We start from the raw sequence: 26,893 nt of genomic DNA on the forward strand, positions 1-26,893 counted from the left end.
CCGACGGACGCGCCCGAGGCGGACGCCCCGATGCTCGTCGGCGTGCGCGTGCTCGACACCTCCACGGTCGGGCCGGGATCGCGCTGCTCGGCGTGGCTGGCCGACCTCGGGGCGGACGTCATCAAGGTCGGGCGCCTGTCGGGAGGCATCGAGCCGGTGTGGCACGCCTACGGGGCGGGGCGCGGCACGCGCCAGGTCCGCATCGACCTGCAGGACGAGCGCGGCGTCGGGGCGTTCCTCGCGCTGGTCGCGACGGCGGATGTCGTGCTCGACAGCTACCGCCCCGGCGTCGCCGACCGTCTCGGCGTCGGATACGACGCCTGCCGTTCTGCGAACCCGGCCATCGTGTACGCGGCGCCGACCGGGTACGGCCAGGACGGTCCCTACGCGGACTGGGCCGGTCACGACCTCAACTACCTCGCGGTCGCGGGCTTCCTCGGGGCGCAGGGTCGGCGCGCCGACGGGGCGCCGACCATCCCGGGCGCGACCGTCGCCGACTCCGCCGGAGGCGGCATGCACGCGGCGATGTCCATCCTCGCGGCGCTGCTGCGTCGGGAGCGCACCGGCGAGGGCGCGTACCTCGACGTCTCCGCGACCGAGGGTGTGCTGTCGCTGATGAGCCTGCACGTAGACGAGGCGCTCGCCGCCGGCGCCGAGCCCGGCCCTGGCAGCAACGTGCTGTTGGGGCGCTACGCCTGTTACGACGTGTACCGCTGCGCCGACGATCGCTTCGTCGCCGTCGGGGCCATCGAGGCGCGCTTCTTCGCCAACCTCGTCCGCCTGCTCGAGCTGCCCGAGGAACTCGCCGCCGCGCAGTACGACGAGGAACGACAGGATGAGCTGCGCGCGGCGCTGTCCGAGCGCTTCGCCACGAAGGACCGCGGCGAGTGGGTGGCGCAGCTCGCCCCGCACGACACCTGCGTCGCGCCGGTGCTCGCCGTCAGCGAGGTGCCGGACGATCCCCACCTCGCGGCGCGCGGGGCGTTCGGGGCGGCGATCCACCCCGAGCACGGCACCGTGAGGCAGGTCGCGGCGGTCATCGCCGGGGCGGTGCGGTCAACGGAACCGATGCCCACGCGGGTCGGGACGCAGACCCGCGAGGTGCTCGCGGAGGCCGGCGTCGATGACCTCGACACGCTGTTCGAGCAGGGGGTGGTGGCGTGAGTGCCGAGGCGGCTGGGCTCGACGCGGAGGTCGCGGAGTGGGTCGGCTACACGCTCGACGCGGGCCCCGGCAACATCGTCTGCGAGCGCGGCTACATCCTCCACTGGGCCGAGTCGGTCGAGGATGCCAACCCGCTGTGGTGGGACGAGACGGTGGCGGAGCAGCTCACGAGCGGCTGGATCGCCCCGCCGTCGATGCTGTCGGTGTGGATGCGGCCGCTGATGTTCCGTCCTGACGTGCCGGACGGCGACGAGCCGATCCGGCCACTGGAGGTGCACTTCCGGCTGAAGGACGCGCTCGACCTCCCCGAGGGGGTGGTCACCTACAACGAGATCGAGTTCCACGAGCCGGTCCGCCCCGGTGACCTCATCTCCACGCGCCAGACCGTCAGCCAGATCAGCGCGCCCCGGACCAACCGGCTCGGCACGGGGCGCTACTGGCGTATCGACGTCACCTACACCAACCAGCGCGGTGAGGTCGCAGGCATCGAGACCTACAACATGTTCGGCTACCGGCGAGGTCCCGCTTCGCAGGGGTCCGCCACGAACTCGGATACTCGGGGGCAGTCAGGTGCCCCCAACCATTCAAGTTCGCAGGAGGTCAACGCCGGCGGGGCGGCCGGGCCGTCGCTGCCGGAGCTGGCGGTCGACGTGACCGCCCGCACGGTGGTGATGGGGGCGTCGGCGAGCCGCGACTGGCAGCCCCAGCACCACGACCACGCCTGGGCCATGGCCAAGCAGGGGACCGACATCTTCCTCAACACCCCCAACCAGGCGGGGTGGATCGAGCGCTACGTCACCGACTGGACCGGGCCGGGCGGGCGCCTGGGGAAGATGCGCTTCCGCATGAAGGCCAGCATCCAGCCAGGGCACCGGATGGTGTTCGACGGGGCGGTCACGGGCCGGCACACCGATGACATCGGCTGCAGCTGGACCGACCTGCGCGTCACGATCAGCGTGGAGGACCGGATCATGACCGAGGCGGCCGTACGCGTCGCGCTGCCGACGGACGCCGAGGACAACCCGTGGGCGCGCAGCGGCGACCGGTGGCAGCCAGCCGCCGCCGGTGATCTGGAGGACTAGGAGGAACCATGGACCTCACGTGGACCGACGAGCAGCAGGCGCTGCGCGAGGCGGTGCGCGGCTTCCTCGAGGAGCGGCACGGGCCGGAGGTGGTCCGCAAGCTCGAGGACGACCCCACCGGGTTCGCCCGCCCCGTCTGGGACGGGCTCGCCCAGATGGACCTGTTGGGCCTGTGCCTGCCCGAGGAGTACGGCGGCTCGGGGATGGGCGCGCTCGAGCTCGTCGTCCTCCACGAGGAACTCGGCCGCGCGCTGGTCAGCGCCCCGCACCTCGTGAGCAACGTCATCGCCGCGGAGATGCTGCTCGCCGCGGGGTCGGACGAGCAGCGGGGCGCGTGGTTGCCCCGGATCGCGACCGGCGGCGCCATCCTCACGGTGGCCTGGCACGAGCCGCAGCGCTCCGACGGGCCGGAGGGAGTCGCGCTGACCGGCAAGGCGGACGGCGACGCGTTCCGGCTGTCGGGGACGAAGATCCGCCTCCCGTTCGCGTCGAGCGCGGACCGCATCATCGTGCTCGCGCGTACCGGCGACGCCCCGACCGACATCGGGGCGTTCCTGCTCGACCCGTCCGGTCCCGGCGTGACCCTGACACACACCACGGTGCTGTCGTCGGAGGCGGAGTTCCAGCTCGACCTCGACGACGTCGAGGTCGCCGCGACGGACCTCCTCGGTGACCCCGGTGCCGGGTGGGCGGCGTTGGAGGCCGCCTTGCTCGACGGGCGCATCGCGGCGGCCGCCTACGCCATCGGCGGGGCGCGCAAGGCACTCGACATGCAGGTGGCCTACGCCAAGGAACGGGTCCAGTTCGACAAGCCGATCGGATCGTTCCAGGGCCTCGCCCACCCCATCGCCGACCTCGCCACCGAACTGGTCGGAGCCGAGGTGCTCGTGTGGCAGGCCGCGTGGCGGCGCGACCAGGGGGAGGACGTCGCCCCGCTGATCCACCTTGCCAAGTACGAGGCGTGCGACGTCTACAAGCGCGTCACCAAGCAGGCCCAGCAGGTCTACGGCGGCATCGGCTTCACCCGTGCCATCGACGTGCAGCTCTACACCCGACGCGCCAAGCAGCTCGAGCTGAGCTGGGGCGGTCCGGGGCGCATGCTCGAGGCGGTCGCCGCCCCCGAGCTCGATGGCACCCCGTTCGTCGGCATCACCTCCGCGTTCGGCGGCTTCGGGGCAGGCAAGGACCCAGCGATTGGGTCCGTGCTACCGCCCTCCGGGCTGCTTGAGCACAGCGATACGGACCTGCTGTGAGTGCCGCGAGAGGGGCGGGTGCGACCGCGCGCATCGCCCCGCCAACGGACCGGCTGTCCGTGGGGATCCAGCTCCCGGTGCAATCCCAGAGCCGGCTGTACGTCGAGGACTGGGAGCTCGACGCGGGAGCAGCCGAGCTCGCGCAGGTCGCCCGCGCTGCCGACGAGGCAGGCCTGCTCTACATCGGCGTGTGCGACCACGTCGCCATCCCACGCGACCGCGCCGACAAGATGGGCACGGTGTGGTTCGACACCGTCGCCACGCTCGGTTGGCTCGCAGCCGTGACCGAGCGGGTTGCGCTGCTGTCGCACGTGCTCGTGCCGCCGCTGCGCCACCCGCTGCTGGTCGCCAAGGCGTTCGCCACCCTCGACGTGCTGTCGGGCGGCCGCGCGCTGCTCGGTGTCGGGGCGGGCCACGTCGAGGTCGAGTTCGAGGTACTCGGGGCGGACTTCGACGGTCGGGGCGCAGTGCTCGACGAGGCCATCGACGTCATCCGCGCCGCGTTCGTCGACGAGTGGCCCGAGCATCACGGCGACCGCCTCGACGTCGCCGACGTCGGCGTCGCGCCCCGCCCCGTCCAGGACGGCGGGCCCCCGATCTGGGTTGGCGGCTCCTCTCGGCGCGCGCTTCGGCGGGTGGGCGAGCGGGGCGACGGCTGGCTGCCTCAGGGCACACCCCGCCCCCTCCTCGGGGAGCAGATCGCGGTGCTGCGCGAGGCGGCGGAGGCAGCGGGGCGCGATCCCGCCGACATCGCGGTGGGCGCCAACGAGCTTCTGTACGTCGGCGAGCCCGACTGGGAGGTCGGGCGCTGGTGCACCAGCGGGGCGCCGGAGCAGCTCGCGGAGCACCTGCGGCCGCTGCGTGATCTCGGCGTCTCGCACGTGCAGGCGACGTTCCGCTCACGGTCGGCCGACGAACTCGACGATCAGCTGCGCCGGTTCGGTGCGGAGGTCCTGCCTCTCCTGACAGACTGACGCCTGCCTGGGATGGCTCGCTCGGAGACGCGGTGAGGTTGCGGATGGAGGTCGACGTTGCCGCCGACCGGGCTGCGGTGTTCGAACTGCTGTCGGATCTGCGCGGCTACGGCGACTGGCTCGGCGCGTCAGCTTCGTTCCGGACCGTCGACGTGGATGGGGACGCGCCGGTCGGCGCGGGGACGCGCTACCGCGACGTGTTCCAGCAACGCTTCGCCGAGGGCGAGGTGACGCGGTTCGAGCCACCGGTCCGGCTGGCGTTCCGAGAGGCGCTCGGGGGAAGAGGGGATGCCACCATCACGACGTGTTACCGCTTGGAGCAGCTACCCGGCGGGACCCGGGTCCAACGCCACTACCACTTCCGTGCCCGCGGCCGTGCCCGGTACGACCTCTGGCGGCTGCGCGGCGAGATCCGTGCCGAGAACCGTCGCATCCTCTCACGCTTGCGCGATCACCTCGAGCGGGATCGCAGCCGGTGAACCTCACGGTCGCCGATCTGTACCGCCGGCTCGCCGACGATCCGCGCCCCGCGCTGCGGTTCGAGGACCGCTCGTGGTCGTGGCAGGAGCACGTCCGGCTCAGCGCCGCACGGGCGGCCTTCCTCCAGGCCGAGCGGCACGACGGACCGTTCCACATCGGTCTCCTCCTCGACAACGCGCCCGAGTACCCGCTGCTGCTCGGTGCCGCAGCGATGGCCGGGGCGGTGGTCGTCGGCCTGAACCCGACGCGCTCGCCCGCCGATCTCGAGCGCGACGTCGCCCACACCGACTGCCAGTTCGTGATCACCGATGCGGGCTACCTCGCGCTGGTCGAGGGTGTCGACGTCCCGCTGTGGGACGTGGAGTCGCGCGGGTACCTCCAGGTGGTCCAGACCCACGCGCCGGCGCCGATCCCGACCGTCGGGCCGTCGCCGGAGGACCTTTTCGTCCTGATCTTCACGTCGGGAACGACGTCCGACCCGAAGGCGGTCCGCAACAGCCACGACAAGGTGGTCGCGAGCTCCATCGCGGCGGCGAAGATGGTCGAGCTCGGACCCGACGACGTCACCTACTGCGCGATGCCGTTGTTCCACTCCAACGCGCTGCTTACCGCGTGGGGACCCTCGCTGGCGGTCGGGGCGACGCTGGCGCTGCGGCGACGCTTCTCCGCGTCGGGGTTCATGGCCGACGTGCGGCGGTTCGGGGCGACCTACGCCAACTACGTCGGCAAGCCCCTGAGCTACGTGCTGGCCGAACCGGAGCGCCCCGGCGACGACGTCAACCCCCTGCGCCGCGTGTTCGGCAACGAGGCCTCGCCCCGTGATGTCGTGCGCTTCGCGCAGCGCTTCGGCTGCCGGGTCACCGATGCGTACGGCTCGAGCGAGGGTGGCATCGCGGTGTTCCGCACGGAGGAGACGCCGCCAGGTTCGCTGGGACAGCCGGTCGGTGACGTCCGCGTCCTCGACCCGGACACGGGGGAGGAGTGCGCCGTCGCGGACCTCGATGGCCAGGGGCTCCTACGCAACCCGCAGGAGGCGATCGGTGAGCTGGTCCGGGTCGACTCCGTCGGCCGGTTCGAGGGCTACTGGCGCAACGAGGAAGCCGACGCGGAGCGTGTGCACGACGGCAGGTTCCACAGCGGCGACCTCGGGTACCGCGATGCGGACGGGCACCTGTACTTCGCGGGGCGGCTCGGCACGTGGCTCCGCGTCGACGGCGAGAACCTCGCGGTCGCCCCGATCGAGCAAGCGCTCGGCGAGCACCCCGACATCGTCGACGTCGCCGTCTACGGCGTGCCCGACGACGTGGGCGACGCGGTGGTCGCCGCGATCGTGCTCCGCGAGGGCACGTCCTTCGACCCCGACCACTTCGCTTACTGGGTCGACAGCCGCCGCGACCTCGGCCGGAAGGCACGTCCGACCTACATCCGCATCCTGTCGCGCATGCCCCACACCGCCACCAACAAGACCGTCACCCGCGGCCTCGCCGAGCAGGGCCTCGACGTCCGCGATCCGGTGTGGATGCGCGAGCGGGGCGCCCCGACCTACACCCCGTACGCGCCCGAGTAGCCGGAGTGGGAGCGGTTCGCTGCGCTGTGCGCGGGTTGCGGCTCCCACTCGTCAGGTCAGCGGGGCGATGACCTCCGCCCCGAAGCGTTCGATGGCGGCGAGGCGGTCGGGGAGCGCGGTGCTGTGGTTGCCGTCCGGATCGGTGGCCAGCATCCACGGGGCGTGGAGGATGCCGGTGACGCCGAGCGACCCGACGTGGCGGTACAGGTCGAGGTCGTCGCGGGCGAGCAGCGACAGCGTGAGGTCGAAACCGTCGGGGTCGCGCCCCGCCGCCTCGAGCGCCTCGTGGACTTCACCGACCCGACGCTCCGCCTCCTCCGGCGTGTAGAGGACGCCGAGCCAGCCGTCCCCGTACCGGGCGGCGCGGCGGTAGGCCGCCGTGCTATGTCCGCCGACGATGATGCGGATCGGGTCGGGCGGGGTCGGGGCGATGCGCAGCGGGTCGAAGTCGAAGAACTCGCCGTGGTGCTCGACCCACTCGCCCGTCCACAGCTGAGGCAGCACCTCGAGCATCTCGTTCAGTCGTCGCCCCCGGGTCGCGAAGTCCTGGCCCATCTGGTCGAACTCGTCGCGACACCACCCGGGACCGACGCCGAACTCGACCCGCCCTCCCGACAGCACGGCAGCCGTGCTCACGGCCTTGGCAACGGTGAACAAATCGCGCGCGACCGGGACGTAGACGTTGGTGCTGAAGCGCAAGCGTTCCGTGACCGCCGCGAGGTGGCTGATCGTGACCCAGGGATCGGGCCACGCCGTGTCGGGCTGGTAGGGCGGGGCGCCGTCGTCGCTGTAGGGGTAGGGCTCGGAGAACTCCTGCGGGTAGAAGATGTGGTCGCTGATCGCGACACCGTGGAACCCGGCGCGCTCGGCGGCTTGCCCCAAGGGCACGAGATGGTCGCTGTCGGCGAAGGCGATGCCCATCCAGAAGCGCATCAGTGGAACCAGTGGCCGGCGTTGACGTCGAGGGCTTGTCCGGTGATGACCCGGGACAGGTCGGAGGCGAAGAACAGCACCGCGTCGGCGATCTCGTCCGGCGTCGGGAGGTGGTGGAGGGGGTTCTCGGAGGCGACCTCGTCGTAGACGATCTGGGGGTCGACGCCCCGCTGCTCGGCTTGGTGACCGAACCACCACTTCAGCTTGTCCTCCCAGATGTAGCCCGGGACGATCGAGTTGACCCGGATGCCGTCGCGACCGTGCTCCTTGGCGAGCGTCTGGGCGGTCGCCATCAGCGCCGACTTCGTCGCGGCGTACGCCCCGAAGTTGCGGCGGATCCGGCGGATCGACATCGAGTTGATGAACACGATCGAGCCCGAAGCGCGCGCCTTCATGTGAGGTAGGACCGCCTTGGTCACCTGGAGCGTGCCGAACACGTTGATGCGGAAGGCGTCCTCCCACACCGAGATGTCGTTGTCCTCGATGGTCTCCAGCGGAGGTTGCACGAACGCGTTGTTGACCAGCACGTCGATGCCATCGAACGCCTCCGCAGCGGCGTCCGCCAACGCCTCGCACGCCCCGGCGTCGGTGATGTCGGTCGGTACGGCGAGGGCGCGGCGGCCCAGCGCCTCCACCTCGGCAGCGACCTCATCGAGGGTCGACGCGGTCCGCGCCCCGAGGGCGACGTTCGCGCCCTCACGCGCCAGGGCGAGCGCGATCGAGCGCCCCATGCCGGGACCTACCCCCGAGACGATCGCCGCCCGCCCCTCGAGCAGCACCTCAGGCACCGTCGATGGTCACGCCGAGCGTGGCGGGGTCCACGCCCTGGACCCAGGTGAGGCTCTGGACCCGCTCGGTGATGCGCCATCCCTCGTCGGTGCGGCGGAGCTGGTCGAGGTACGTGCCACCCATCAGCACGGGCTCGGGGCGACCGGGGAGGGAGAGCGGGTGCAGGAAGTAGGCGCGCGAGGTGGCGTCGTCGCCGTCGAGCGTGATGCGTTGGTTGGTGACGTAGTGCTGGGTGAAGGGGATGCCGGACAGTCCCTCGGCGAGCCACGCGACCGACTCGTCGCGGGGCGCGCGCGGTCCGCCGCTGGCCGTGTAGTCGAGCGTCGCGTCCTCGGTGAAGCACGATGCGACGAGGTCGAAGTCGCGCGCGTCGATGGCGTGCGTGTAGGTCGCCAGCAGCTCCGCGATCTGCAGGCGGTCAGAGACCTCGCGTGTGTCCCACTCGGTCACGCCTCCCCCCTGGAGGGGGGAGGGGCCGGCGTTGCCGGCCTTGGGGGTGAGGCCTGATCGGTCATGCCTCCCCCCTGGAGGGGGGAGGGGCCGGCGTTGCCGGCCTGGGGGGTGAGGCCTGATCGGTCACGCCTCCGAGCCTAGCCCGAAACCTGACGCTCCGTCAGGTCAAGGTGGTCGGAGGCGGATACGCGGGCTGACCCGGACCGGGGAGCGCCGGACCGTACAGCGCACGAGAAAGTTCCCTTCGCTCGACAAGGAACTCGGGCGTGCGCCGTCGAAGTACGAACCAGAAGTCCAGCAACCGACGGCGCGTCGCCCGACGCTGCCCGCGACCAAGGGAAGCCTCCATGCTCCTCTCCCCGCGACGCTCCGTCGTCACCCGCGGGCGCACCGCCCTCGCCCTGTGCGCCGCAGCCGCGCTCGCGCTGGCCTTCGCGCCGGCGAGCGGCGGTTCGGACTCGGCATCCGCCCCGACCGCCGCGGACGACTTCACCCCGCAGCTCGTCACGGTGGACACGCCCACGCGAGCGGACAAGGACCGGCTCACCGACCTGGGCCTGGACCTGACCGAGCATGCGGGCCATGACTACGTCGAGGTCGTGCTGCACTCCTCGGCTGACGAGGCGGCCCTGCGGGCGGCCGGGCTCACGTGGGATGTTCGCATTGGCGATCTGGTGGCGCGCGAGGTCGAGCGTCGCGAGTTCGACGCGGCCTTCGCGGCAGCCAACCCCGCGACCGACTTGCCCTCCGGGCGCAACAGCTACCGGGTGCTCGAGGATTTCGGCAACGAGATCGACCAGCTCGTCTCCGACCATCCCGACGTGGCCAAACGCATCTCGATCGGCGAGTCCCTCGAGGGTCGGGACCTGACCGGGATCGAGATCGGCGTCGACGTCAACGAGCCCGAGGACGGCCGCCCCGTGTTCCTCATGTTCGGCGCCCACCACGCCAGGGAGTGGCCCTCGGCGGAGCTGCCGATGGAGTTCGCTTACGAGCTGCTGCAGGGCTACACCGATCCCGACCATCCAGACCACGAGCGCATCGTCGACCTGCTCACCCGCGGTCGGGCCATCATCGTGCCCGTGTCCAACCCCGACGGCTTCGACGCGTCGCGCACCTCGGGCGACCTCATCGACCTGCGTGACGAGACCTACGACCCCGTGACCAGCGTGCCGGACAGCGTCCTCGGCCCGGGCACCACCGCGATCCTCGCCACGCCCGGCAACGCTTACAAGCGCAAGAACTGCCGCTACCTCGACGGCTTCACCCACCCCGCGGGCACGTGCCTTCTGGTCGCCTCGCCCGGCGGGTCAGGGACCGGCATCGATCTCAACCGTAACTACGGCGCCCTGTGGGGTGGGCCGGGTGCCTCCCCGGACCCGTGGGCGGCGACCTACCGAGGCGCAGGCCCGTTCTCGGAGCCCGAGACGCAGGCCATCCGCTCGCTGATCTCCACGCGTCAGGTGACGACCCTGATAACCCACCACACCTTCTCCAACCTCATCCTTCGCCCCGTCGGCGTGCAGCCGAGCACGATCCACCCCGACGGCAACCCGGTCGGCTTCTCGCCTGACGAGTGCTTCCCGACCGCCGAGGGTGACCGCGGGGCGCAGTGGCTGGGCGAGCTGATGGCCGCACAGAACGGCTACAGCAACCAGTTCGGCTGGGAGCTGTACGACACCACCGGCACCACCGAGGACTACAGCTACAACGCCACCGGCGGGTTCGGCTACACGTTCGAGATCGGGCCTACCGAGTTCCACCCGCCGTTCGAGGAGGTCATCGCCGAGTACACCGGCGAGACGGCCGCTGCTCAGGCCGTGACCCCCGAGAACGCGGGCGCGGTCACGACGGAGAACGCTGCGGACTGCGGCGAGCACGAGCACGAGACGGTGGGCGGCGGCAACCGTGAGGCGATGCTCATCGCGTTCGAGAACGCCGTCGACGCCACGACGCACTCGCTGATCACCGGTACGGCGCCGGCGGGCGCCACGCTGACCCTCGAGCGCACCGGCGTCTTCCCGCTGTGGAACGGCACGCTCGTCGGCGACACCGTTGCGACCGCGATGATCGTGGATGACGGCGGCAGCTTCGAGTGGCACGTCAACCCCTCGACGCGCCCCTTCGTGCAGTCGCGGATGGCGCCGATCCTCAGCGACCCAAAGGACGAGCTGACCGTGAACGACGTCACCCCACCGACACTCGGGATCCGCGCCAACAACCACACGTTCGTCGTGACCGAGGACGCCGACATCCTGACCGCGACCGTCCGTGCCGCCGCGACCCTGAGCGGCACGGTGTTCAACTACGCCGAGTACCACCTGCGCCTGGTCGACCCCAACGGTGCGGTGGTCGCGGAGGCGACCGAGTTCGGACCGATCAACTCGCTGTCCTGGACCGGTCCCGACGGCGCAGGTGTCCCCGCGGGGAGCTACACCCTCCGTGTGACGAACATCATCAACCCCACGGCCGCGTACTCGCTGAACGCGTCGACGCAGGACGTCATCGGCGAGCGGACACCTCGCAGCTTCGAGAGCTGGACGCTCACGTGCATGACGCCCGAGGGACTCGCGGGGCAGGCTGGGGTCGCGGTCGAGCGGGGCGAGCAGGTCGACGTGGGCGCGATCTGCGGCTGAACCGCACGGGCCGCGGTCAGCCGAGCCACGCGTCGAGGAGCTGCTGCTCGAAGCGCTGCTTGGCGGTGAAAGCCTCCGTGGTCGGCTGCGACAGGCCGACCACGGGGCCACCGTCGGCGTAGAAGTCACCCTCGACGACGGCGACGCGCTGGTCCCACAGCTCGAGGTAGCAGGACCCGTGGCCGTCGAAGTGCGACTCCTCACCTCCGACGATCTCGGCCGCGATGTTGCGTGCCGCCGAGATCGCCTCGCCCCGCGCGAACACGCCCGCCATCGGTAGTGGCTGGCCGGCAGCGGTGGGGATGAACGTGCAGTCGCCGACCGCGTAGACCCCGTCGATCTCCGTGCGGAGCGTGAGTCGGTCGGGGCGGATCCATCCCCCCTCACCGGCGAGGTCGCTGTCCGCCACGACCGGGGGAGGGACGCTGCGCGGGACGCCGAGGAACAGGCTGAACTCCATCGTCTCGCCGTTCGAGAACGCGACCGTGCGGACGTCACCGTCGAGCGCGGCGTAGCCGTGCTCGAGGTGCAGTCCGATGCCGCGCTCGGCGAGCGCCTCCGCGATGAAGGTGCTCGCTTCTGCCCCGGCCACGGGCAGGGTCATCGGGGCGGGGTGGGCGACGTGCACCTCGATGCGGTCGCGGCTGCCGTTGCGGCGGAGTCGCTCCTCCACGACGAAGGCCGCCTCGAACGGGGCGGGCGGGCACTTGAACGGCGCCCCGAGTACCCCGACGATCACGCGTCCGCCCTCGAGCGTGTCGAGCGCGCGCTTGATCGTCGGCAGTGCGTCGGCGTCGTAGACGTTCAGGGCAGCGGGACCGGCGAGCGCCCCGCGGTGATCGGGGTCGTCGACCGCGCCCAGCGCGACGAGCAGGAAGTCCGCGTCGAGATCGCCGGTACTGGTCGCGACCCGTCCCGCTGCCGCCTCGATGCGGTCGACCGTCGCCTGCACGAACCCGATCCCGTGCTCGCTCAGCGCTGTGAGCGACCGCGTGCCCTGCTCGAGCGGGCGGACGTCTCCCAGGTCCCAGAGCTTGGCGAACCCCGCGAAGAAACGATCGTCCCTCGCGACGACCGTGACCTCGTGCTCGTCGGGGAGCAGGGTCCGCAACTCGTGCGCCCCGGCGAGTCCGCCGAAGCCGCCGCCGAGGACCAGCACCCGCGCCACACGCCCCTCCTGGGTCGAGGAACGGTCACCGTAGCGGTGGTCAGAGCGCCTCGACCACGCGCGGCAGGACGATGACGGCGAGGAGGTGACCAGCAGCGAACATCTGCGTGTCCCGCAACGCTTTCGCGGTCACGTACACCGACTTGCGGTGGACCCGCTGCCGGGCTCCAGAGGTCCGGGTGACACTGACCATCTCGTAGCGCACCATCGCCACGCGCAGGGCGACCGGGACGATCCCCGCGGCGACGGCAGGACCGACGACGCCGGTGACCCAGAGCACCACCTCGAGCGTCACGAGCCCGAGGCCGACGAGGAGCAGGGGGACGTGGCGCAGGGTCGTTCGCGAGCGTCCCCGACCGCGTCCGCGCGGCCCGGCGGCTGCGCATCTTCTCCGCCGAGACGAGGTGGCTGAGCACGGTGGTCACGCGGGTGAGCCACCGGCGGCGCTGCGCGCCCCGGGTCACCTCACCGCGATGGGGACCACCGGCGCCCCGAACGCCCCGACAACCGGTTCGGGTGGTGCCGAGAGCAGGAACGTGTAGCGGTCGTCGGTGGTGCACTGGGCCGCGAGCTCTTCGAGGTCGAAGTTCTGCCCCTGCAGCAGCCCCATCTCGACGAGGTGGAGCAGGTGGACCGGCAGGGACCAGTCGTCGATCTCGCTGGGGTACACCTCGAGGCCGATCGTGTCGGTGGCCACGGCGGCGACGTCACGCTCATGGAACCAGGGGGCGCAGTGCATCGACAGGCCGGGGGCGGGGTAGAGGTAGCCCATCCGGTCGCCGGCGTGGGCGAGCATCATCTGCCCCGTGCGGACGAGCACGATGTCTCCCGCCTCCAGCTGCGTGCCGGCGAGTTCGAGCGCGGCGTCGAGGTCGTCGGGCGTGATGGCGTAGCCGGGTTCGAGCCGCTCGGAGCCGAGCGCTCTGGCGACGTCCAGCAGAACGCCCCGCGATACCAGCGCCTCGACCTTCTCGATGCCGAGCCGGGTCGCCCCCTCCTCCATCGTGATGGCGTCGGTGGGGATGCCGTTGTAGTGGTTGCCCCGGTAGCTGACATGCGACAGCGCGTCCCAGTGCGTCGCGGCCTGCAGCCACAGCTCGAGCCGGTCGTCGCTGCTCGCGACGGAGTCGGGATCGTCGTGCGGGCGGTGGTTGGCCTGGACCACCGTGTGCACCGGGTTCTGCCGCCCCGGTGGGACCAGCCCGGTCTGGACCCCGTCGGCGTGCAAGGGCAGCGCCAGCGAGATGCGCTCGCCGCTCTGCACCGCCTCGGCGCCGCGCTTCACCGCGACGGTGTCGACGAGGTTCAGCGTCCCGAACTCGTCGTCGTCGCCCCACCGTCCCCAGTTGTTCACGCGCCCCGCGAGCTCCGCGAACACCTCAGGTACCGCCATCCCGACCTCCGTCCCTCACGAACTTGGATACTTGGGGGCACTCAGATGCATCCAACCATTCAAGTTCGTCGAGGGCGTTGTAGGCGGTAGCTGCGGGGGCCCAGATGGCGGGGCCGGAGGATCACGGGACGGGACCTGACGGGGCGTCAGGTAGGCTCGGCCGTCGTGGATCCGCCCCTTACCTCAGCGCACGTCGCGTTCCGCGACGAGGCACGCGCGTGGCTCGCCGACCACGTCCCCGATCTGCCGCCTCCCGGCTCACCCGAAGCGTTCGAGCAGCACGTGTCGTGGGAGCGAGAGCTGCACGAGGCCGGCTTCCAGGCGCTGCACTGGCCCGAGGAGTACGGCGGTCGGGGCGCGGATGTCGTCACGCAGGCGATCTTCGAGGAGGAGTACGTCCGCGCGGACGGTCCCGACCGCGTGACCGTCCTCGGCACGAACCTGCTCGCCCCGACGCTGTTCGCGCACGGGACCGATGCACAGCGACAGCGCTGGCTGCCCGACATCCTCGCCGCGCGCACGATCTGGTCGCAGGGCTTCAGCGAGCCCGATGCCGGCAGCGACCTCGCATCGCTGCGCACCCGCGCCGAGCGCGACGGTGACGACCTGGTCGTGAACGGCCAGAAGATCTGGACCAGCTACGGGGCGTACGCCGACTGGATCTTCGCGCTCGTGCGCACCAGTAACTTCAGCGCCCCGCGCGCCGACTCGACACCCGACGGACCCACCAAGCACGCCGGCATCACGTTCGTCGCCATCGACCTGCGCAGCGACGGCGTCGAGGTCCGCCCCATCATCCAACTCGATGGACACGCCGGCTTCAGCGAGGTGTTCTTCACCGATGTCCGCGTCCCCATCGACCAGGTCATCGGCGAGATCGACGACGGCTGGCCCGTGGCCATGACCACGCTCGCCGCCGAGCGTGACGCCCCGGCCGCCCCGCCTGCCCGCTACGAGCGTGACCTGCGCGACCTCATCGACATCGCGAGGGCCGTTGGGCTCGACACGGACGACGTCGTGCGCGACCGCATCGCGGGTCTGCACGTCCGCGTCGAGTGCTACCGCCATCAGGCAGCTGCGACGGTCGCGACGCTCGCGGCCGGGGGCTCGCTCGGGGACGGGGCGTCGGTGACGAAGCTGCTGTGGTCGGAGCTCGAGCGCGACCTCTACGCGTTCGGCCTCGAGCTGCTCGGGGCGCACGGCGAGGTCCTCGACGACCGCGCCCCGCTGCGCGACGTCGCCGGTTGGCACTCGCGCTACTGGTACGCGCGCGCGGCGACGATCTACGCCGGCACGTCGGAGATCCAGCGCAACATCCTCGCCCGTCGCGTGCTCGCGCTGCCGAAGGCGTGAGCGTGTTCCCGACCGAGGAACAGCACGCGCTGAGGGAGATGGCCCGCGACCTGTTCGCCGCGGCGTCGCCGCCGAAGCGGCTCCGCGCGCTGTGGGACGGAGAGGACCGCGGCCGCGACGTCTGGAAGCGGCTGGCCGACGCCGGGCTCACGGGCCTCACCGTCCCCCAGGAACATGGAGGTGGTGGAGGGGGCTTCCGCGAGGTCGTGCTCGTGCTCGGCGAGGCTGGCTACGCCGCTCTGCCCGAGCCTCTGCTCGAGACCGTCGCCGTCGGGGTGCCGCTGCTCACCGAGATCGCGCGCCTCGCCGAGGAGACTCCCGGCGGGGCGTGGGCACACGGCTGGCTCGAACGCATCGCCGCTGGCGATGCCATCGTGACCGTCCAGCTCGGTGGCGCCCCGTACGTCGTGGACGCCGATGTCGCGGACCTCCTCCTCACCGAGATCGAGGGCAGCCTCTTCGCACTGACCGACTTCGGCGCCGAACCCGTCGTGACGGAGGACCGCGCCCGCAGGCTCTTCGATGCCCACGCCATCGTGGATAGCCGGAGCGCGGTCACGCACCGTCCGGCCATCCTGGAGCCAGCGCGTGACCGTGGCGCGGTCGGCACCGCGGCACTCCAAACGGGGATCGCCCGGCGTCTGCTCGACACCACGGTCGAGTACGCCCGCACGCGCCAGCAGTTCGGCCAACCCATCGGGGCGTTCCAGGCGGTGCAGCACCAGCTGGCGGACGTGCATGTCGCGCTGACCGCTGCGGGCGGGGCGGTGTGGCACGCCGCCGGGGCTATCGACGACGACGGTCCCGACCGCGCGCACGCCGCTGCCGTCGCCAAGGCCGCGGCCAACGACGCCGCGAGCCTCGCCAACCGGGTCGCGTTGCAGCTCCACGGCGGCATCGGCTTCACCTGGGAGCACGACCTGCACCTGTGGCTCAAACGGGGGCTGGCGCTGCAGCAGGCGTACGGCTCGGCTCGGGAGCACCGGCGTCGCATCGCGGCGGACCTGTTCGACGAGGAGTCTCGGTGACCGCGCTCGATGGCCGCGTCTGCGTCATCACCGGAGCCGCCGGTGGGCTCGGCTCGGCGTACGCGCGTGAGTTCGCGCGTCAGGGAGCTCGGCTCGTCCTCAACGACCTCGGCACGTCACGCGACGGCAGCGGCAACGACCCGACACGCGTGCAGCAGGTCGTCGAGGAGGTCCGCGCGCTCGGGGCCGAGGCCGTGGGCAACGCCGAGGACATCGCGACGATGTCCGGCGCCGAGGCGACGTTGGCGCAGGCGCTCGACGAGTTCGCGCAGGTCGATGCCCTGGTCAACTCCGGCGGGATGCTCCGCGACCGCATGTTCGTGTCGATGGACGAGGTCGAGTGGGACGCCATCGTTCGCGGCCACCTCCGTGCGCACTTCTGCCCCACGCGGGTGCTGGCCGGGTACTGGCGCGAGCGGTCGAAGGCCGGCGATGCCGTCGACGCGGCGGTCGTGATGACCACGAGCAACGCCGGGCTGTTCAGCCAGCCCGGCCAGTCGAACTACGCGGCGGCCAAGGCCGGTATCGCCGGGCTGACGGTGACGCTCGCCGATGAACTCGAGCGCTACGGCGTCCGCGTCAACGCGATCTCACCGGCGGCGCGGACCCGGATGACGACCGAGGTCGAGGCGATGGCCGAGATGGTCGCCGCTCCGGACGATCCTGATGCGTTCGATGTGTTCGACCCGGCCAACGTCGCGACCGTCGTCGCCTGGCTCGCCGCCCCGCGAGACCTCAACCCCGCCACGGGCCAGGTCGTGTTCGTGCGCGGCGGCGAGCTGAAGCTCCTCCGGGGCTGGCCCTACGCCGAGGAGCGTGACCGCGACCGCCGTTGGGAGCTCGACGATCTCGTCCGTGAGTTCGCGGGCCACGAGTGGGAGAGGAGTCCAGGTGCCTGAGCCGCCTCCGTACCCCGAGCCTCGCCACCTCCTCGCCGGCAAGCACGCGCTCGTCACGGCTGCCGCCGGGACCGGCATCGGGTTCGCGACCGCCAAGCGCATGGCCGAGGAGGGCGCGACCATCGTGCTCAGCGACCGCCACGAGCGCCGCCTGCGTGAGGCCCTGGAGCAGCTCAACGACGAGACCGACCGGACCCACCACGCCGTCGCCTGCGACGTCAGCGACCGGGATCAGGTGGATGCGCTGTTCGAGGGGGCGATCGGCGCGCTGGGCCACCTCGACATCGTGTTCAACAACGCCGGCCTCGGCGGCCGAGCCGATCTCGTCGACATGACCGACGATGAGTGGGCACGCGTCATCGACGTGACCTTGACCGGGACGTTCCGCTGCACCCGCGCCGCGCTGCGCCACCTGATCCCGCGGAAGCAGGGAACGGTGATCAACAACGCATCCGTGCTGGGCTGGCGCGCCCAGGCGGGGCAGGGGCACTACGGGGCGGCCAAGGCCGGGGTTATGGCGCTGACCCGCGCCGCCGCCATCGAGGCCGCGCCCCACGGCGTCCGGGTGAACGCCGTCAGCCCCAGCCTCGCCATCCACGAGCACCTCGCGAAGGTCACCGGCCAGGACCTGCTCGACGAGCTCGAGCGTGACGCGGCGCTCGGTCGCTCCGCGACACCGTGGGAGGTCGCCAACGTCGTCGTGTTCCTCGCCAGCGACCTGTCGAGCTACCTGACCGGTGAGGTCCTCTCGGTCAGTAGCCAGCACCCGTGACCCGCGAACGCAGATCGGCCCCCGCCATGGCGGGGGCCGATCGCATGGTGCTCGGGGTTACGGACGGCTCGTGGGCTGCGACGGGACGTCCTCGGGGGTGTAGGCGTCGCCGCTGTCCTCGGGGTCCTCGGGGCGGTACTCGTCACCGCTGTCCTCGGGGTCCTCGGGGGTGTAGGCGTCGCCGCTGTCCTCGGGGTCCTCGGGTGCGGTGCCCTCGGCGTCGCTGCCGGCATCCTCCGGCGGAACCGGCGACGGCACGGAGTTGGGCGCGGGGGTGTCATCCGCGCGGTCGGTCCCTTCCTCGCCACTGGCGGGCGGGGCGCTGTCCCCGCTACCGGGCTCGCTGCTGGTGCCGTTGGAGGCCTCGTCCGCGACGGTGGGACCGTCGACGCCAGGGTCATCGGGGTCAGCGGCGTCGTCGCTGACGCGGTCGCCGAACTCGGAGCTCTCATCCGCGCTCTCATCCGCGTCGGTGCCTTCGCCGCTGCGACCGTTCGAGGCCTCGTCGGCGACGGTGGGACCGTCGACGCCAGGAGCGTCGGGGTCGGTCGCGTCGGTGCTCACGCGCTCACCGAACTCGGCATCGCTGCTGTCGGGAAGGTCGAAGGGTGTCACGGTCTCGACGATCCCGGCGACGGTGTCCTGGGCGGCGCCGGGCAAGACCCCCGCGGCTCCGGCTCCGCCGATCGATGCGACGGCGACGCCGACGCCGAGGCCGGCTTTGGCGACCAGCGTCAGGCTCGCGAGCTTCGCGAGAGCGATCTCCAGCATGTTCTTCCTCCTAGGCGACCGGTGCACGGTCGCGTCATGGGTCGGTGACAGCCCTCGTTCGAGGGCCGTGGCCAGTGCGGGATGGGGACGGGCATCCGTGGCGTCGGCGGCGTGGCGGAGCTCGACCAGGTAGCGAGCCACCGGGTCGAGTTCCGGCCGGTCGGCTGGCGTCGCTCCGCCGAGGACCGCCTCGGCCGTCGCGTCTCGAAGGTTCCGTCGTTTCCGCATCTCACTCCCGTAATCGTCGCTGCTCCGATCGGCGTTACAGCTCCTCGCTCAGTTCCTGGCGCAGCCGCTTGAGCGCCCGGTGCTGCAGGACCCGGACGGTCCCGGGACGCTTGCCCATCGCTTCTGCTGCCTCCTCGTGATCGAGGTCTCCGAGGACGCGCAGCAGCAGGGCATCGCGCTGATCCTTAGGCAGCCGGTCGATGACCGGCTTCAGACGTTCCAGGTCGGCCCTCGCCGCGACCTCGTCCTCGAACGTCTCTTCGTGGCTGACGTCCACGTCGTCCAGAGGCACGGTGCGCGGCCGCCGTCCGCGACGGCGGCGGTCATCGATGATGCGGCGGTGAGCGATCGTGAACACCCACGACCGGAAGGCGGCCTCGTCGCCCTCGAAGCGGTGCAGGTTGCGGAAGACCCCGAGGAAGACCTCGCTCGCGAGGTCGTCGGGGTCGGTAGCGCCCTGGACGCGCAGGTACCCGGTCACGACCGGGGCGAGGTCCTCGTAGAGACGTCGAAGCGCCCAGGGTTGGTTCGCCTGGGCTGCGGCGATGATCTCGTCGTGGTCGTGCTCGACCGTGTGCTTCTCCCCGCCGCCCCTGGCGAGTCTGGGATCATCGAGCGGACCCGGGCGGATGGTCCCTCATCGGAGTCATCGCCGAGAGGTCGTGTCGCGTTACGGTCGCGATCGGAACCGACCCAGGAGCGCGACGTGCCCCCGACCGTTCTCGAGGGATCTGACGCCGTGCGCGGGGCCGTCGGGACGCACCTCGGCTACTCCGACTGGCTCGAGATCACCCAGGGACGCATCGACCTGTTCGCCGACGCGACCGGTGACCACCAGTGGATCCACGTCGATCCGCAACGTGCCGCCTCCGAGACGCCGTACGGCGGGACCATCGCGCACGGGTACCTCACGTTGGCGCTGTCGAACCTGTTCCTGCCCCAGATCGTCGAGGTCCGCGGGTTCTCGATGGGCCTCAACTACGGGGCCGACAAGGTGCGCTTCCCCGCCGCGGTCCCGGTGGGCAGCTGGGTCCGGGCCGGGGCGGAGCTGACGGCGGTCGACGACGTCCCCGGGGGCATCCAGACCACGATGACGCTGACCGTGCAGGTCCGCGGCCAGGACAAGCCCGGCTGCGTCGTCGAGGCTCTCAGCCGCTACCTCCTCTGAGTGCTCACGCGAGCGTGTGCATCGCGACCCGGCTACCGGGTCGATCTGCACCCGCTCGGCCCGCTGTCACGCGAGCGTGTGCATCCGGACCCGGCCACCGGGTCGAACTGCACCCGCTCGGCTCGCTGTCACGGAAGCGTGGGCATGCGGAGCCGCGGACCGGGTCGATCGGCACCCGCTCGGGACTCAACGGCGGTGCTTGGCGTCGCCGGCAGGGACGCCGGCCATGACGTAGACGTGATCGCCGCTGGCCGCCGAGACGAGGAAGTCGATGAGGCCATCGCCGTCGGTGTCGCCGAGTCCGACCGCGTCGAAGCCGAACGAGTGGCCCGGCTGGTCGCCCACGATGGTCCGCAGCCGCTTCCCGTCGGCTCCGGAGTACACCGTGACCTTGCCGGCGTCCGGTCCACCGAAGTCGTCGATCCACGAACCGATGATGAGGTCCTCGTGTCCGTCGCCGTCGACATCGCCCGCGCCCCGCCCCGGCCCGAGACCCACGCCCTTCTGCTTCCCCACCCACTCGTGGATGAGCGAGCCGTCCGCCCCCGACCACACGAACGCCTTGCCGGTGTCGACGCCCTTGTGTGCGTCGTCGAAGTCGGCGCCGTAGATGTCGGCGGTTCCGTCACCGTCGACGTCGCGGAGCCCCGCGACGAAGAAGTAGCCGAGGTTCTCGCCCGTGGGCGACGCCTCGAACTCGTACAGGCGCGACCCGTCGGCGCCGCGGAACACGTAGATCTCGCCCCGCGCTTCGTCGCCGGCGTCGCGCGCCCCGATCACATGCTCATCGATGCCGTCGCCGTCGAGGTCGGCGACGGCATCGGTCGCGGAGCCGAACAGATCGCCTGATCCCTCGGGCTCCAGGATCCGGATCAGCGTCCCGTCCACGCCGGAGAAGACGTAGGCCCGTCCCGACTCGGCTCCGCTCGCGTCGTTGTTCTCGGCCCCGACGAGCACGTCGTCGTGCCCATCACCGTCGACGTCTCCGGCAGCCGCGACCGCCGAGCCGAAGAAGTCACCATCGGCCTCGCCGTGCAGCGTCAGGAGCGTCGAGCCGTCAGCACCCGAGTAGACGTACACGGTCCCGGGACCGGCGAACCCCGGCGCGCCCGCGACGATGTCGGGCGTGCCGTCGGCGTCGACGTCGCCGACGTCCGCGATCGCGTAGCCGTGCAGCTCGGCTGGCGCCCCGTGGAAGCGGAACAGCCCGGTGCCGGTGGCTCCCGAGACGACCTGGGTGAACCCCGAGAAGTCGTCGGCTCCTATCGAGCCGGTGATCCAGTCCGTGACACCGTCGGAGTCGACGTCCGTGAGCTCGCTGACCGCCCACCCGTAGAAGGGCCCCTGGCCAGTGAGGTCGTGGATCACGGGGTCGTCATCGATGAAGGCCCCGGCCGGTACCGCCGTCGCGGCGGCGAGCACCATCAGGACGGTGGCGGCGAGCAGGGTCCCACGGATGCGCATCGCTGTCCCTCGGTCGGGTGGACCGGGGACGCTAGGTAGCGGTCCCCTCCATCGCTGTCACCATCTTGCGCAACTCGCTGCGCCGCAGACGGCGGGCCGCAGACGGCGTGACGCCGAACTCGCGGCGGAAGCGGTCCGTGAAGTGACTATGGCTGGAGAACCCCAGTCCGTGCGCGAGACTCGCCAGGTCCTCGGTCCCTGCGCCCAGCACCGCCAGGGCCTCGCGGAGACGCAGCCGTTGCTGGTACGTGTGGATCGTCATGCCGGTCGTCGCGCGGAAGACCCGGTGGAGGTGGAACGAGGACGCCCCGACCGTGCGGCCCAGGTCGGCGAGCGCCCACGACCGTGCTGGGTCGCTGGCGATGAGAGCCTTGGTGTCCTCGACCAGTCGCTCGTGTCGCCGACGCGTCGCCTCCGACCGGAGGGCCGTTCCCTCGCCAGCCTCCCCGCCTCCGAGCGCCGCCCCGACGAGCCGCACGAGCGCCTCGTCGACGAGGAGCTGATCGGGCTCGCCGGATCGCAGCTCAGCAAGGAGCGCGCGCAGGAGCAGGACCGTGGGCGTCGTCGCGACCGTGCGCCCGGTCACGAAACGCGGCCGGGCGACCGAGCCGGTGACACCCGCGAGCGCGTGCTCGGCAGCCAGCGCTCCGAGCGACGTGGGGTGGATGGCGAGGAAGGTGCAGTGGTCCCCTCGCGGATCCACCAAGCGCCGTCGGTAGGGTCTGCCCGCGTCGTAGAGGACGATCTGGGTGGCGTCCGCAGTGAACGGCGAGCCGCCTTCAGGGGCGATCCCGACGCCCGTCCCCGGGAACACGATGTGGGGGACCGGGCCGATGTCGTTGCGTTGACCCCAGATCGGGTCGCCGGGCGCGCAGTGGAACTCGCCCAGGACCACGGCGGGGTCGACGCCGCTCGCCCTCAGCCGGACACGGTCGGACACCTCCCCCAGCCACGCAGGTGTGCGCCGCATCCTCGACCCCATCCGTCCCGAGCGGTTCCGCCCCCGACCGTAGTCCCCCGCGACCACCCGAGCGTGTGCATCGGGACCCGGCTACCGGGTCGATCTGCACCCGCTCGACTGCAGCCGCCGTCAAGCGCCCCGCAGCTCCGATGCGAGCTCGGCGAAGGCACGGATCTGGCGCTCGTGGTCGTCGCCGTCGGGCCAGAAGATGAACCCCTGGATGCGGTGCTCGTCACGGAGCTGGAGCAACTCCTGTGACCAGTGGTCCTGATCGCCCACCAACCACTCGTTGGTGGGACCGTCGGTGATGCGGCCGTTGATGTTGTACAGCCGCAGGATCTCTGCTGGGTCGCGCCCCGCCTCCTCCGCCGCCTCGTCGATGCGCTGGTGCATCTGCGGCAGCCGATCGGGCGGGGCGTAGGGGGACGATGGCAGCCAGCCGTCGGCGTGGCGGCCGACCACCCCGAGCATCCTGGGACCGTAGGCCCCCAGCCAGATGCCGATGTCGTGCACCGGGACCGGTCCGCTGTGCACCCCCGCCAGCCGGTAGTGCTCGCCGTCGTGGCGCAGGCCACGCTCGCCGCTCCACAGCTGGCGGATGACCTCGATCGACTCCAGCAGCGCATCGACGGCCTCGCCTGGTTCGCGTCGGGGACCGCCCATCGCCGCGATCGCATCCCACATCCCGCCGGCCCCGAGTCCCAGCTCGAACCGGCCCCCCGACATCACGTCCATCGAAGCTGCGGCCTTCGCGATCATCGCCGCCCCCCGCAGTGGCAGGTTCGCCACGTCAGGGAAGATGCGGATCCGTTCCGTCCGCGCCAGGAGGTCGGCGATCAGCGTGAACGTGTCGAGGAACCGCCGCTGGTAGGGATGGTCCTGGATGCCGATCAGGTCGAGGCCGAGTTCCTCCGCCAGCTGGACCAGCCGCACGGTGCTCGCGTGATCGTCCGCCTGTGGCGAGGGGAACAGCCCGAACAGGACGTGCTGTTCGCTCAAGATCCACTCCTTGCTCTCGCACAGGATGCCGGAGGATCCGATGACTCGCTTCGTGGCTAGCGTCAGCTGACGCGCACCACCTGTCCCTGGCCCAACGACCGGTCCGAGGGCCCGACGTGACCATCCTCTGCCCCGAACCTTGGGAGTGGTTCGAGCGAGGAGCACGACGTGGAGCACGTCGAGGTGCAGGGCGAGACGGTTCCCGCCCTCGGTTTCGGGACCTGGGAGCTGCGCGGACCGGACTGCCGAGAGGGCGTCCGGCACGCGTTGGAGCTGGGGTACCGGCACATCGACACGGCGCGCAAGTACGGCAACGAGACCGAGGTCGGGGGCGGCATCAGCGACAGCGGCATCCCTCGCGAGGAGATCTTCCTCGTCACGAAGGTCCCCGCGAGTGCGCTCGACCGCGACTCGGTCACGGCCGCGACCGAGGCGAGCCTGCGCGAGCTCGGCACCGACCACCTCGACCTCCTGCTGATCCACCAGCCCTCCTCGGACGTACCGCTCGAGGAGACGCTCGGGGCGATGCGCGAGCAGCAGGACGCCGGCCGCGTCCGGCACCTCGGCGTGAGCAACTTCGACGTCGACCTGATGCTGCAGGCGACGGAGCACGCGCCCATCCTGACCAACCAGATCGAGTACCACCCGGGGAACCGGCAGGACGCGATCGTCGCGGCGGCTCGTGAGCGCGACATCCTCGTCACCGCCTACTCGCCGCTGGACACGGGCAGCCTCGTCGGCGACGCGACCCTCGAGGAGATCGGCCGGGCCTACGGCAAGACCGCGCAGCAGGTCGCGATCCGCTGGCTGCTCGATCAGGAGCTGGTGGCGACGATCCCCCGTTCCAGCGATCCCGTTCACCGTCAGGAGAACCTCGACGTGTTCGACTTCGCCCTGACCGACGACGACCGGCGTCGTATCGCCGCGCTCGGAGACGGCTGATGCAGCTGGGCTACCACCTGTCGGCAGAGGAGCACGCGGCGACAAGGCTCGTGGACCTCGCCGTGGCCGCCGAGCGTGCGGGGTTCGGGTTCGCGACCATCTCCGACCACTTCCACCCGTGGCTCGATACCCAGGGCGAGAGCCCCTTCGTGTGGAGCGTGCTGGGCGGCATCGCCCGTGCGACGGAGGCGCTCGAGGTCGTGACCGCCGTGACCTGCCCCACGATCCGCATCCACCCCGCCATCGTGGCGCAGGCGGCTGCGACCACCGCGACGATGATGCCCGGCCGGTTCGGGCTCGGCCTGGGGTCGGGGGAGAACCTCAACGAGCACATCACCGGCCAGCGGTGGCCCGCACCGCGCGAGCGCCTCGACATGCTCGAGGAGGCGGTCGACGTCATCCGTCAGCTGTTCACCGGCGAGCTCGTCGCGCACCGGGGTCGCTACTTCCGCGTCGAGGACGCGCGCCTGTACTCGCTGCCGGACGATCCACCGCCGGTGCTCATCGCCGCCTCAGGACCCGTCGCGGCGGGGCTCGCGGGGCGCGTCGCGGACGCTCTGTTCGTCGACGGTCCCAACGCTGACGTGATCGCGCGGTTCCACGGCGAGCGTGGCGACGATGAGCGCCCCGTGTACGGGAAGCTGATGCTGTGCTGGGACGAGGACCGTGACGCCGCCCGCAGCACCGCCCTCGAGTGGTGGCCCGTCGGAGGCGTGGGAACGGCCGGGGCGGATCTGCGCCTGCCGAGCGACTTCGCCTCGGTCGCCGCCAACCTCGACGAGGAAGCCGCGCTCGCGGCAGCGGTCGTGACGGACGACCTGGCCGAGGTCGAGAAGGCGATGGAGAGCTTCGCCGATGCCGGCGTCACCCACCTGAGCCTGCACCAGATCGGCCCAGCGCAGGAGGAGTTCCTCCACCTCGTCGCAGAGAGGTTGCTGACCGTGGAGTGAACGGCACCGATGTGGCACCGTCCGTGATGAAGGAGACACCGTGATCGCACAGCTCGCCGCCAACGTGGGCAAGGGCCTGGCCGCGGGTCTCGCCGGAACCGCCGCGATGACCCTGTCGAGCAGCTTGGAGATGAAGCTGCGAGACCGCGGTGCGAGCAACGCTCCTGCCGACGCGGCCTCGAAGGTGCTCGACATCGAGCAGTTCAGCGACGAGGAGGCCGAGCAGCGTTTCGGCAACCTCGTGCACTGGGCCTACGGGACCGGATGGGGCGCCGTCCGTGGTGTGCTCGGCACGCTGATGCCACCCCCGGCTGCCGACGCCGCCCACTTCGGGGCGGTGTGGGGCGCCGAGCAGCTCACCCTCCCGGCCCTCGACGTGTCGCCGCCCGCGACCGAGTGGGGCGCTGAACAGGTCGCGGTCGACGCCTGGCACCACCTCGTCTACGCCGTGGCCACCGGGCTCGCGTACCGCTGGCTCGACTCGCGCAACTGACCGCGTCCGCGCCCCGCGTCTAGCGGACCGTCACCTCGACGCGGTGCGCGGCGTTGACGGCGTAGCCGCCCAGGTTCCAGTCCGGCTCGTCGGGTTGGCGGTTGCCGGCGGCATCGGTCGCCCGGCACATCAGCACGGTGTCGCCCGCCGCGGCGGCTTCCCACACGAACCGGAAGCCGGTCCAGGCGCCAGGGTCGTCCGGTGGCGACAGCTCGGCGGATCGCCACGAGCGGCCGTCGTCGGTCGACACCTCGACCGCGTCGATCGGCGCGACACCGGACCAGGCACGTCCGCGCAACTCGACCTCGCCTCGATCGACCATGCGTCGACGCGAGAAGAAGTCCGGCATCCCCGGCGGGATCAGCAGCGAGCGGACGTGCATGCGCGTGACCGGCTCTCCGGGTTCGTCCGGTGACTGCCGGAACCGGTACGAGCGTGACTGCTGGAAACCGTCGAACGGTTCGTCGACGAGTTCGATGGAGGTGACCCACTTCACGTTGGTCATCCCGTACCAGCCCGGCACGACCAGGCGCAGGGGGGCGCCGTGCTGGGGAGGCAGCGGGGCGCCGTTGAGCTCGTAGGCGAGCAACGCGCCGGTGTCGCGCAGCTCATCCACGTCCACGGAGCGCTGGTAGGACTGCTCGATACCGGCCTCGACGCCGCGGTCGGCGCCGGTGAAAACGGCCTCGATGGCCCCCTCCCCGACGCCCGCCTCGGCGAGCACGTCGTCCACGAGCACGCCGGTCCAGCGGGCGTTGCCGATCGCCTCGTGCAGCCACGGTTGGCTGAGCGGGCGCGGCGTCAGCCTGGCGCGGCCGTTCCCGGCGCACTCCATCGTGACGGTGCGCGTGACCTGCGGGAGCGCACGCAACCGGTCGAGGTCGAGCTGCACCTCGCGCTGGACCGAGCCGTGCACGCGCAACCGCCACCGCTGCTCGTCGAGCTCCGGGATGTCGTAGTGGTTCAGCAGGTA

Annotated in this window: 27 protein-coding genes; 15 read left to right on the plus strand and 12 right to left on the minus strand. The window is 71.4% G+C overall.

Features of this window, described 5'->3' with window-relative positions:
- Window positions 1–30 precede the first annotated feature (30 nt).
- The 6 genes from KY469_01210 to KY469_01235 all read left to right on the plus strand — a co-directional run bounded on the left by KY469_01210 (window position 31) and on the right by KY469_01235 (window position 6,520).
- Window positions 31–1,164: a CoA transferase gene (locus KY469_01210; protein ID MBW3661689.1), complete on the plus strand. Its 1,134-nt coding sequence runs from the start codon at window positions 31–33 to the stop codon at window positions 1,162–1,164.
- Complete coding sequence (locus tag KY469_01215) at window positions 1,161–2,246, plus strand: MaoC family dehydratase N-terminal domain-containing protein (protein MBW3661690.1); 1,086 nt, start codon at window positions 1,161–1,163, stop codon at window positions 2,244–2,246. The genes KY469_01210 and KY469_01215 overlap by 4 nt, the downstream gene beginning before the upstream one ends.
- Before the next feature lie 8 nt (window positions 2,247–2,254).
- Window positions 2,255–3,499, plus strand: a complete 1,245-nt coding sequence (locus tag KY469_01220; GenBank protein MBW3661691.1) for an acyl-CoA/acyl-ACP dehydrogenase — start codon at window positions 2,255–2,257, stop codon at window positions 3,497–3,499.
- A 65-nt stretch (window positions 3,500–3,564) separates the two neighbouring features.
- Window positions 3,565–4,473 (plus strand): TIGR03619 family F420-dependent LLM class oxidoreductase, encoded by a 909-nt coding sequence (locus KY469_01225; GenBank protein ID MBW3661692.1) that lies wholly within the window; start codon window positions 3,565–3,567, stop codon window positions 4,471–4,473.
- Window positions 4,474–4,505: 32 nt separating this feature from the next.
- Entirely contained in the window at window positions 4,506–4,952 is a 447-nt protein-coding gene (locus tag KY469_01230; protein MBW3661693.1) for an SRPBCC family protein, read from the plus strand.
- Entirely contained in the window at window positions 4,949–6,520 is a 1,572-nt protein-coding gene (locus KY469_01235) for an AMP-binding protein (GenBank protein ID MBW3661694.1), read from the plus strand. The genes KY469_01230 and KY469_01235 overlap by 4 nt, the downstream gene beginning before the upstream one ends.
- Before the next feature lie 51 nt (window positions 6,521–6,571).
- Here KY469_01235 and KY469_01240 read toward each other — a convergent pair whose 3' ends face one another.
- From KY469_01240 to KY469_01250, 3 genes are read right to left on the minus strand one after another with little or no spacing between them, the layout of a single operon-like run.
- Complete coding sequence (locus KY469_01240) at window positions 6,572–7,453, minus strand: TIGR03619 family F420-dependent LLM class oxidoreductase (GenBank protein MBW3661695.1); 882 nt, start codon at window positions 7,451–7,453, stop codon at window positions 6,572–6,574.
- A complete protein-coding gene (locus tag KY469_01245; GenBank protein ID MBW3661696.1) occupies window positions 7,453–8,232 on the minus strand; it encodes an SDR family oxidoreductase in 780 nt (259 codons plus the stop codon). Before KY469_01245 ends, KY469_01240 begins: the two co-directional genes overlap by 1 nt.
- 1 nt (window position 8,233) lies before the next feature.
- Entirely contained in the window at window positions 8,234–8,692 is a 459-nt protein-coding gene (locus tag KY469_01250; GenBank protein MBW3661697.1) for a nuclear transport factor 2 family protein, read from the minus strand.
- Window positions 8,693–9,042: 350 nt separating this feature from the next.
- On the opposite strand from KY469_01250, the gene KY469_01255 reads away from it, so the two are divergent.
- Window positions 9,043–11,331, plus strand: a complete 2,289-nt coding sequence (locus KY469_01255; protein ID MBW3661698.1) for a carboxypeptidase — start codon at window positions 9,043–9,045, stop codon at window positions 11,329–11,331.
- 16 nt (window positions 11,332–11,347) lie between these two features.
- On the opposite strand, the gene KY469_01260 is transcribed toward KY469_01255, so the two are convergent.
- From KY469_01260 to KY469_01270, 3 genes are all read right to left on the minus strand, one after another.
- The gene (locus KY469_01260; GenBank protein ID MBW3661699.1) at window positions 11,348–12,499 is read right to left on the minus strand and encodes an NAD(P)/FAD-dependent oxidoreductase; all 1,152 of its coding nucleotides are present in this window, start codon (window positions 12,497–12,499) and stop codon (window positions 11,348–11,350) included.
- Window positions 12,500–12,539: 40 nt separating this feature from the next.
- On the minus strand, window positions 12,540–12,794 hold the full coding sequence (locus tag KY469_01265; protein ID MBW3661700.1) for a hypothetical protein: 255 nt from the start codon (window positions 12,792–12,794) through the stop codon (window positions 12,540–12,542).
- Window positions 12,795–12,959: 165 nt separating this feature from the next.
- On the minus strand, window positions 12,960–13,892 hold the full coding sequence (locus KY469_01270) for a cyclase family protein (protein MBW3661701.1): 933 nt from the start codon (window positions 13,890–13,892) through the stop codon (window positions 12,960–12,962).
- A gap of 165 nt (window positions 13,893–14,057) precedes the next feature.
- Between KY469_01270 and KY469_01275 the strand changes: the two genes are divergently transcribed.
- The 4 genes from KY469_01275 to KY469_01290 are packed head-to-tail and all read left to right on the plus strand — an operon-like array spanning window position 14,058 to window position 17,944.
- Window positions 14,058–15,245, plus strand: coding sequence for an acyl-CoA dehydrogenase family protein (locus KY469_01275; GenBank protein MBW3661702.1), 1,188 nt, complete (start codon window positions 14,058–14,060; stop codon window positions 15,243–15,245).
- Window positions 15,246–15,247: 2 nt separating this feature from the next.
- Window positions 15,248–16,273 (plus strand): acyl-CoA/acyl-ACP dehydrogenase, encoded by a 1,026-nt coding sequence (locus KY469_01280; GenBank protein ID MBW3661703.1) that lies wholly within the window; start codon window positions 15,248–15,250, stop codon window positions 16,271–16,273.
- On the plus strand, window positions 16,270–17,172 hold the full coding sequence (locus tag KY469_01285; GenBank protein MBW3661704.1) for an SDR family NAD(P)-dependent oxidoreductase: 903 nt from the start codon (window positions 16,270–16,272) through the stop codon (window positions 17,170–17,172). Before KY469_01280 ends, KY469_01285 begins: the two co-directional genes overlap by 4 nt.
- Entirely contained in the window at window positions 17,165–17,944 is a 780-nt protein-coding gene (locus KY469_01290; GenBank protein ID MBW3661705.1) for an SDR family oxidoreductase, read from the plus strand. The genes KY469_01285 and KY469_01290 overlap by 8 nt, the downstream gene beginning before the upstream one ends.
- Before the next feature lie 57 nt (window positions 17,945–18,001).
- Here the strand turns inward: KY469_01290 and KY469_01295 are convergent, their stop codons facing one another.
- Together KY469_01295 and KY469_01300 are read right to left on the minus strand one after the other, a co-directional pair.
- Window positions 18,002–18,715, minus strand: coding sequence for a hypothetical protein (locus KY469_01295; GenBank protein ID MBW3661706.1), 714 nt, complete (start codon window positions 18,713–18,715; stop codon window positions 18,002–18,004).
- Window positions 18,716–18,977: 262 nt separating this feature from the next.
- A complete protein-coding gene (locus tag KY469_01300) occupies window positions 18,978–19,424 on the minus strand; it encodes a sigma-70 family RNA polymerase sigma factor (protein MBW3661707.1) in 447 nt (148 codons plus the stop codon).
- A 225-nt stretch (window positions 19,425–19,649) separates the two neighbouring features.
- Between KY469_01300 and KY469_01305 the strand changes: the two genes are divergently transcribed.
- Window positions 19,650–20,111 (plus strand): MaoC family dehydratase, encoded by a 462-nt coding sequence (locus tag KY469_01305; GenBank protein MBW3661708.1) that lies wholly within the window; start codon window positions 19,650–19,652, stop codon window positions 20,109–20,111.
- Window positions 20,112–20,297: 186 nt separating this feature from the next.
- Here KY469_01305 and KY469_01310 read toward each other — a convergent pair whose 3' ends face one another.
- From KY469_01310 to KY469_01320, 3 genes are all read right to left on the minus strand, one after another.
- Window positions 20,298–21,575, minus strand: coding sequence for an FG-GAP repeat protein (locus tag KY469_01310; GenBank protein MBW3661709.1), 1,278 nt, complete (start codon window positions 21,573–21,575; stop codon window positions 20,298–20,300).
- 31 nt (window positions 21,576–21,606) lie between these two features.
- The gene (locus KY469_01315) at window positions 21,607–22,545 is read right to left on the minus strand and encodes an AraC family transcriptional regulator (GenBank protein ID MBW3661710.1); all 939 of its coding nucleotides are present in this window, start codon (window positions 22,543–22,545) and stop codon (window positions 21,607–21,609) included.
- A gap of 120 nt (window positions 22,546–22,665) precedes the next feature.
- The gene (locus KY469_01320; GenBank protein ID MBW3661711.1) at window positions 22,666–23,535 is read right to left on the minus strand and encodes an LLM class flavin-dependent oxidoreductase; all 870 of its coding nucleotides are present in this window, start codon (window positions 23,533–23,535) and stop codon (window positions 22,666–22,668) included.
- Window positions 23,536–23,703: 168 nt separating this feature from the next.
- Here KY469_01320 and KY469_01325 point away from each other — a divergent pair, with 168 nt between their 5' ends.
- Genes KY469_01325 through KY469_01335 form a run of 3 tightly spaced genes read left to right on the plus strand, consistent with a single transcriptional unit; the run spans window position 23,704 to window position 25,920 of the window.
- Complete coding sequence (locus KY469_01325; GenBank protein MBW3661712.1) at window positions 23,704–24,477, plus strand: aldo/keto reductase; 774 nt, start codon at window positions 23,704–23,706, stop codon at window positions 24,475–24,477.
- Window positions 24,474–25,427, plus strand: coding sequence for a TIGR03557 family F420-dependent LLM class oxidoreductase (locus tag KY469_01330; protein MBW3661713.1), 954 nt, complete (start codon window positions 24,474–24,476; stop codon window positions 25,425–25,427). The genes KY469_01325 and KY469_01330 overlap by 4 nt, the downstream gene beginning before the upstream one ends.
- Window positions 25,428–25,467: 40 nt before the next feature.
- Window positions 25,468–25,920, plus strand: coding sequence for a hypothetical protein (locus KY469_01335; protein ID MBW3661714.1), 453 nt, complete (start codon window positions 25,468–25,470; stop codon window positions 25,918–25,920).
- Between the two features lie 19 nt (window positions 25,921–25,939).
- Here the strand turns inward: KY469_01335 and KY469_01340 are convergent.
- Window positions 25,940–26,893 (minus strand): sulfite oxidase (locus KY469_01340; protein ID MBW3661715.1); only part of this gene is annotated, 954 nt, incomplete at its 5' end.

Source organism: Actinomycetota bacterium, assembly GCA_019347575.1.
Taxonomy (GTDB): domain Bacteria; phylum Actinomycetota; class Nitriliruptoria; order Nitriliruptorales; family Nitriliruptoraceae; genus JAHWKY01.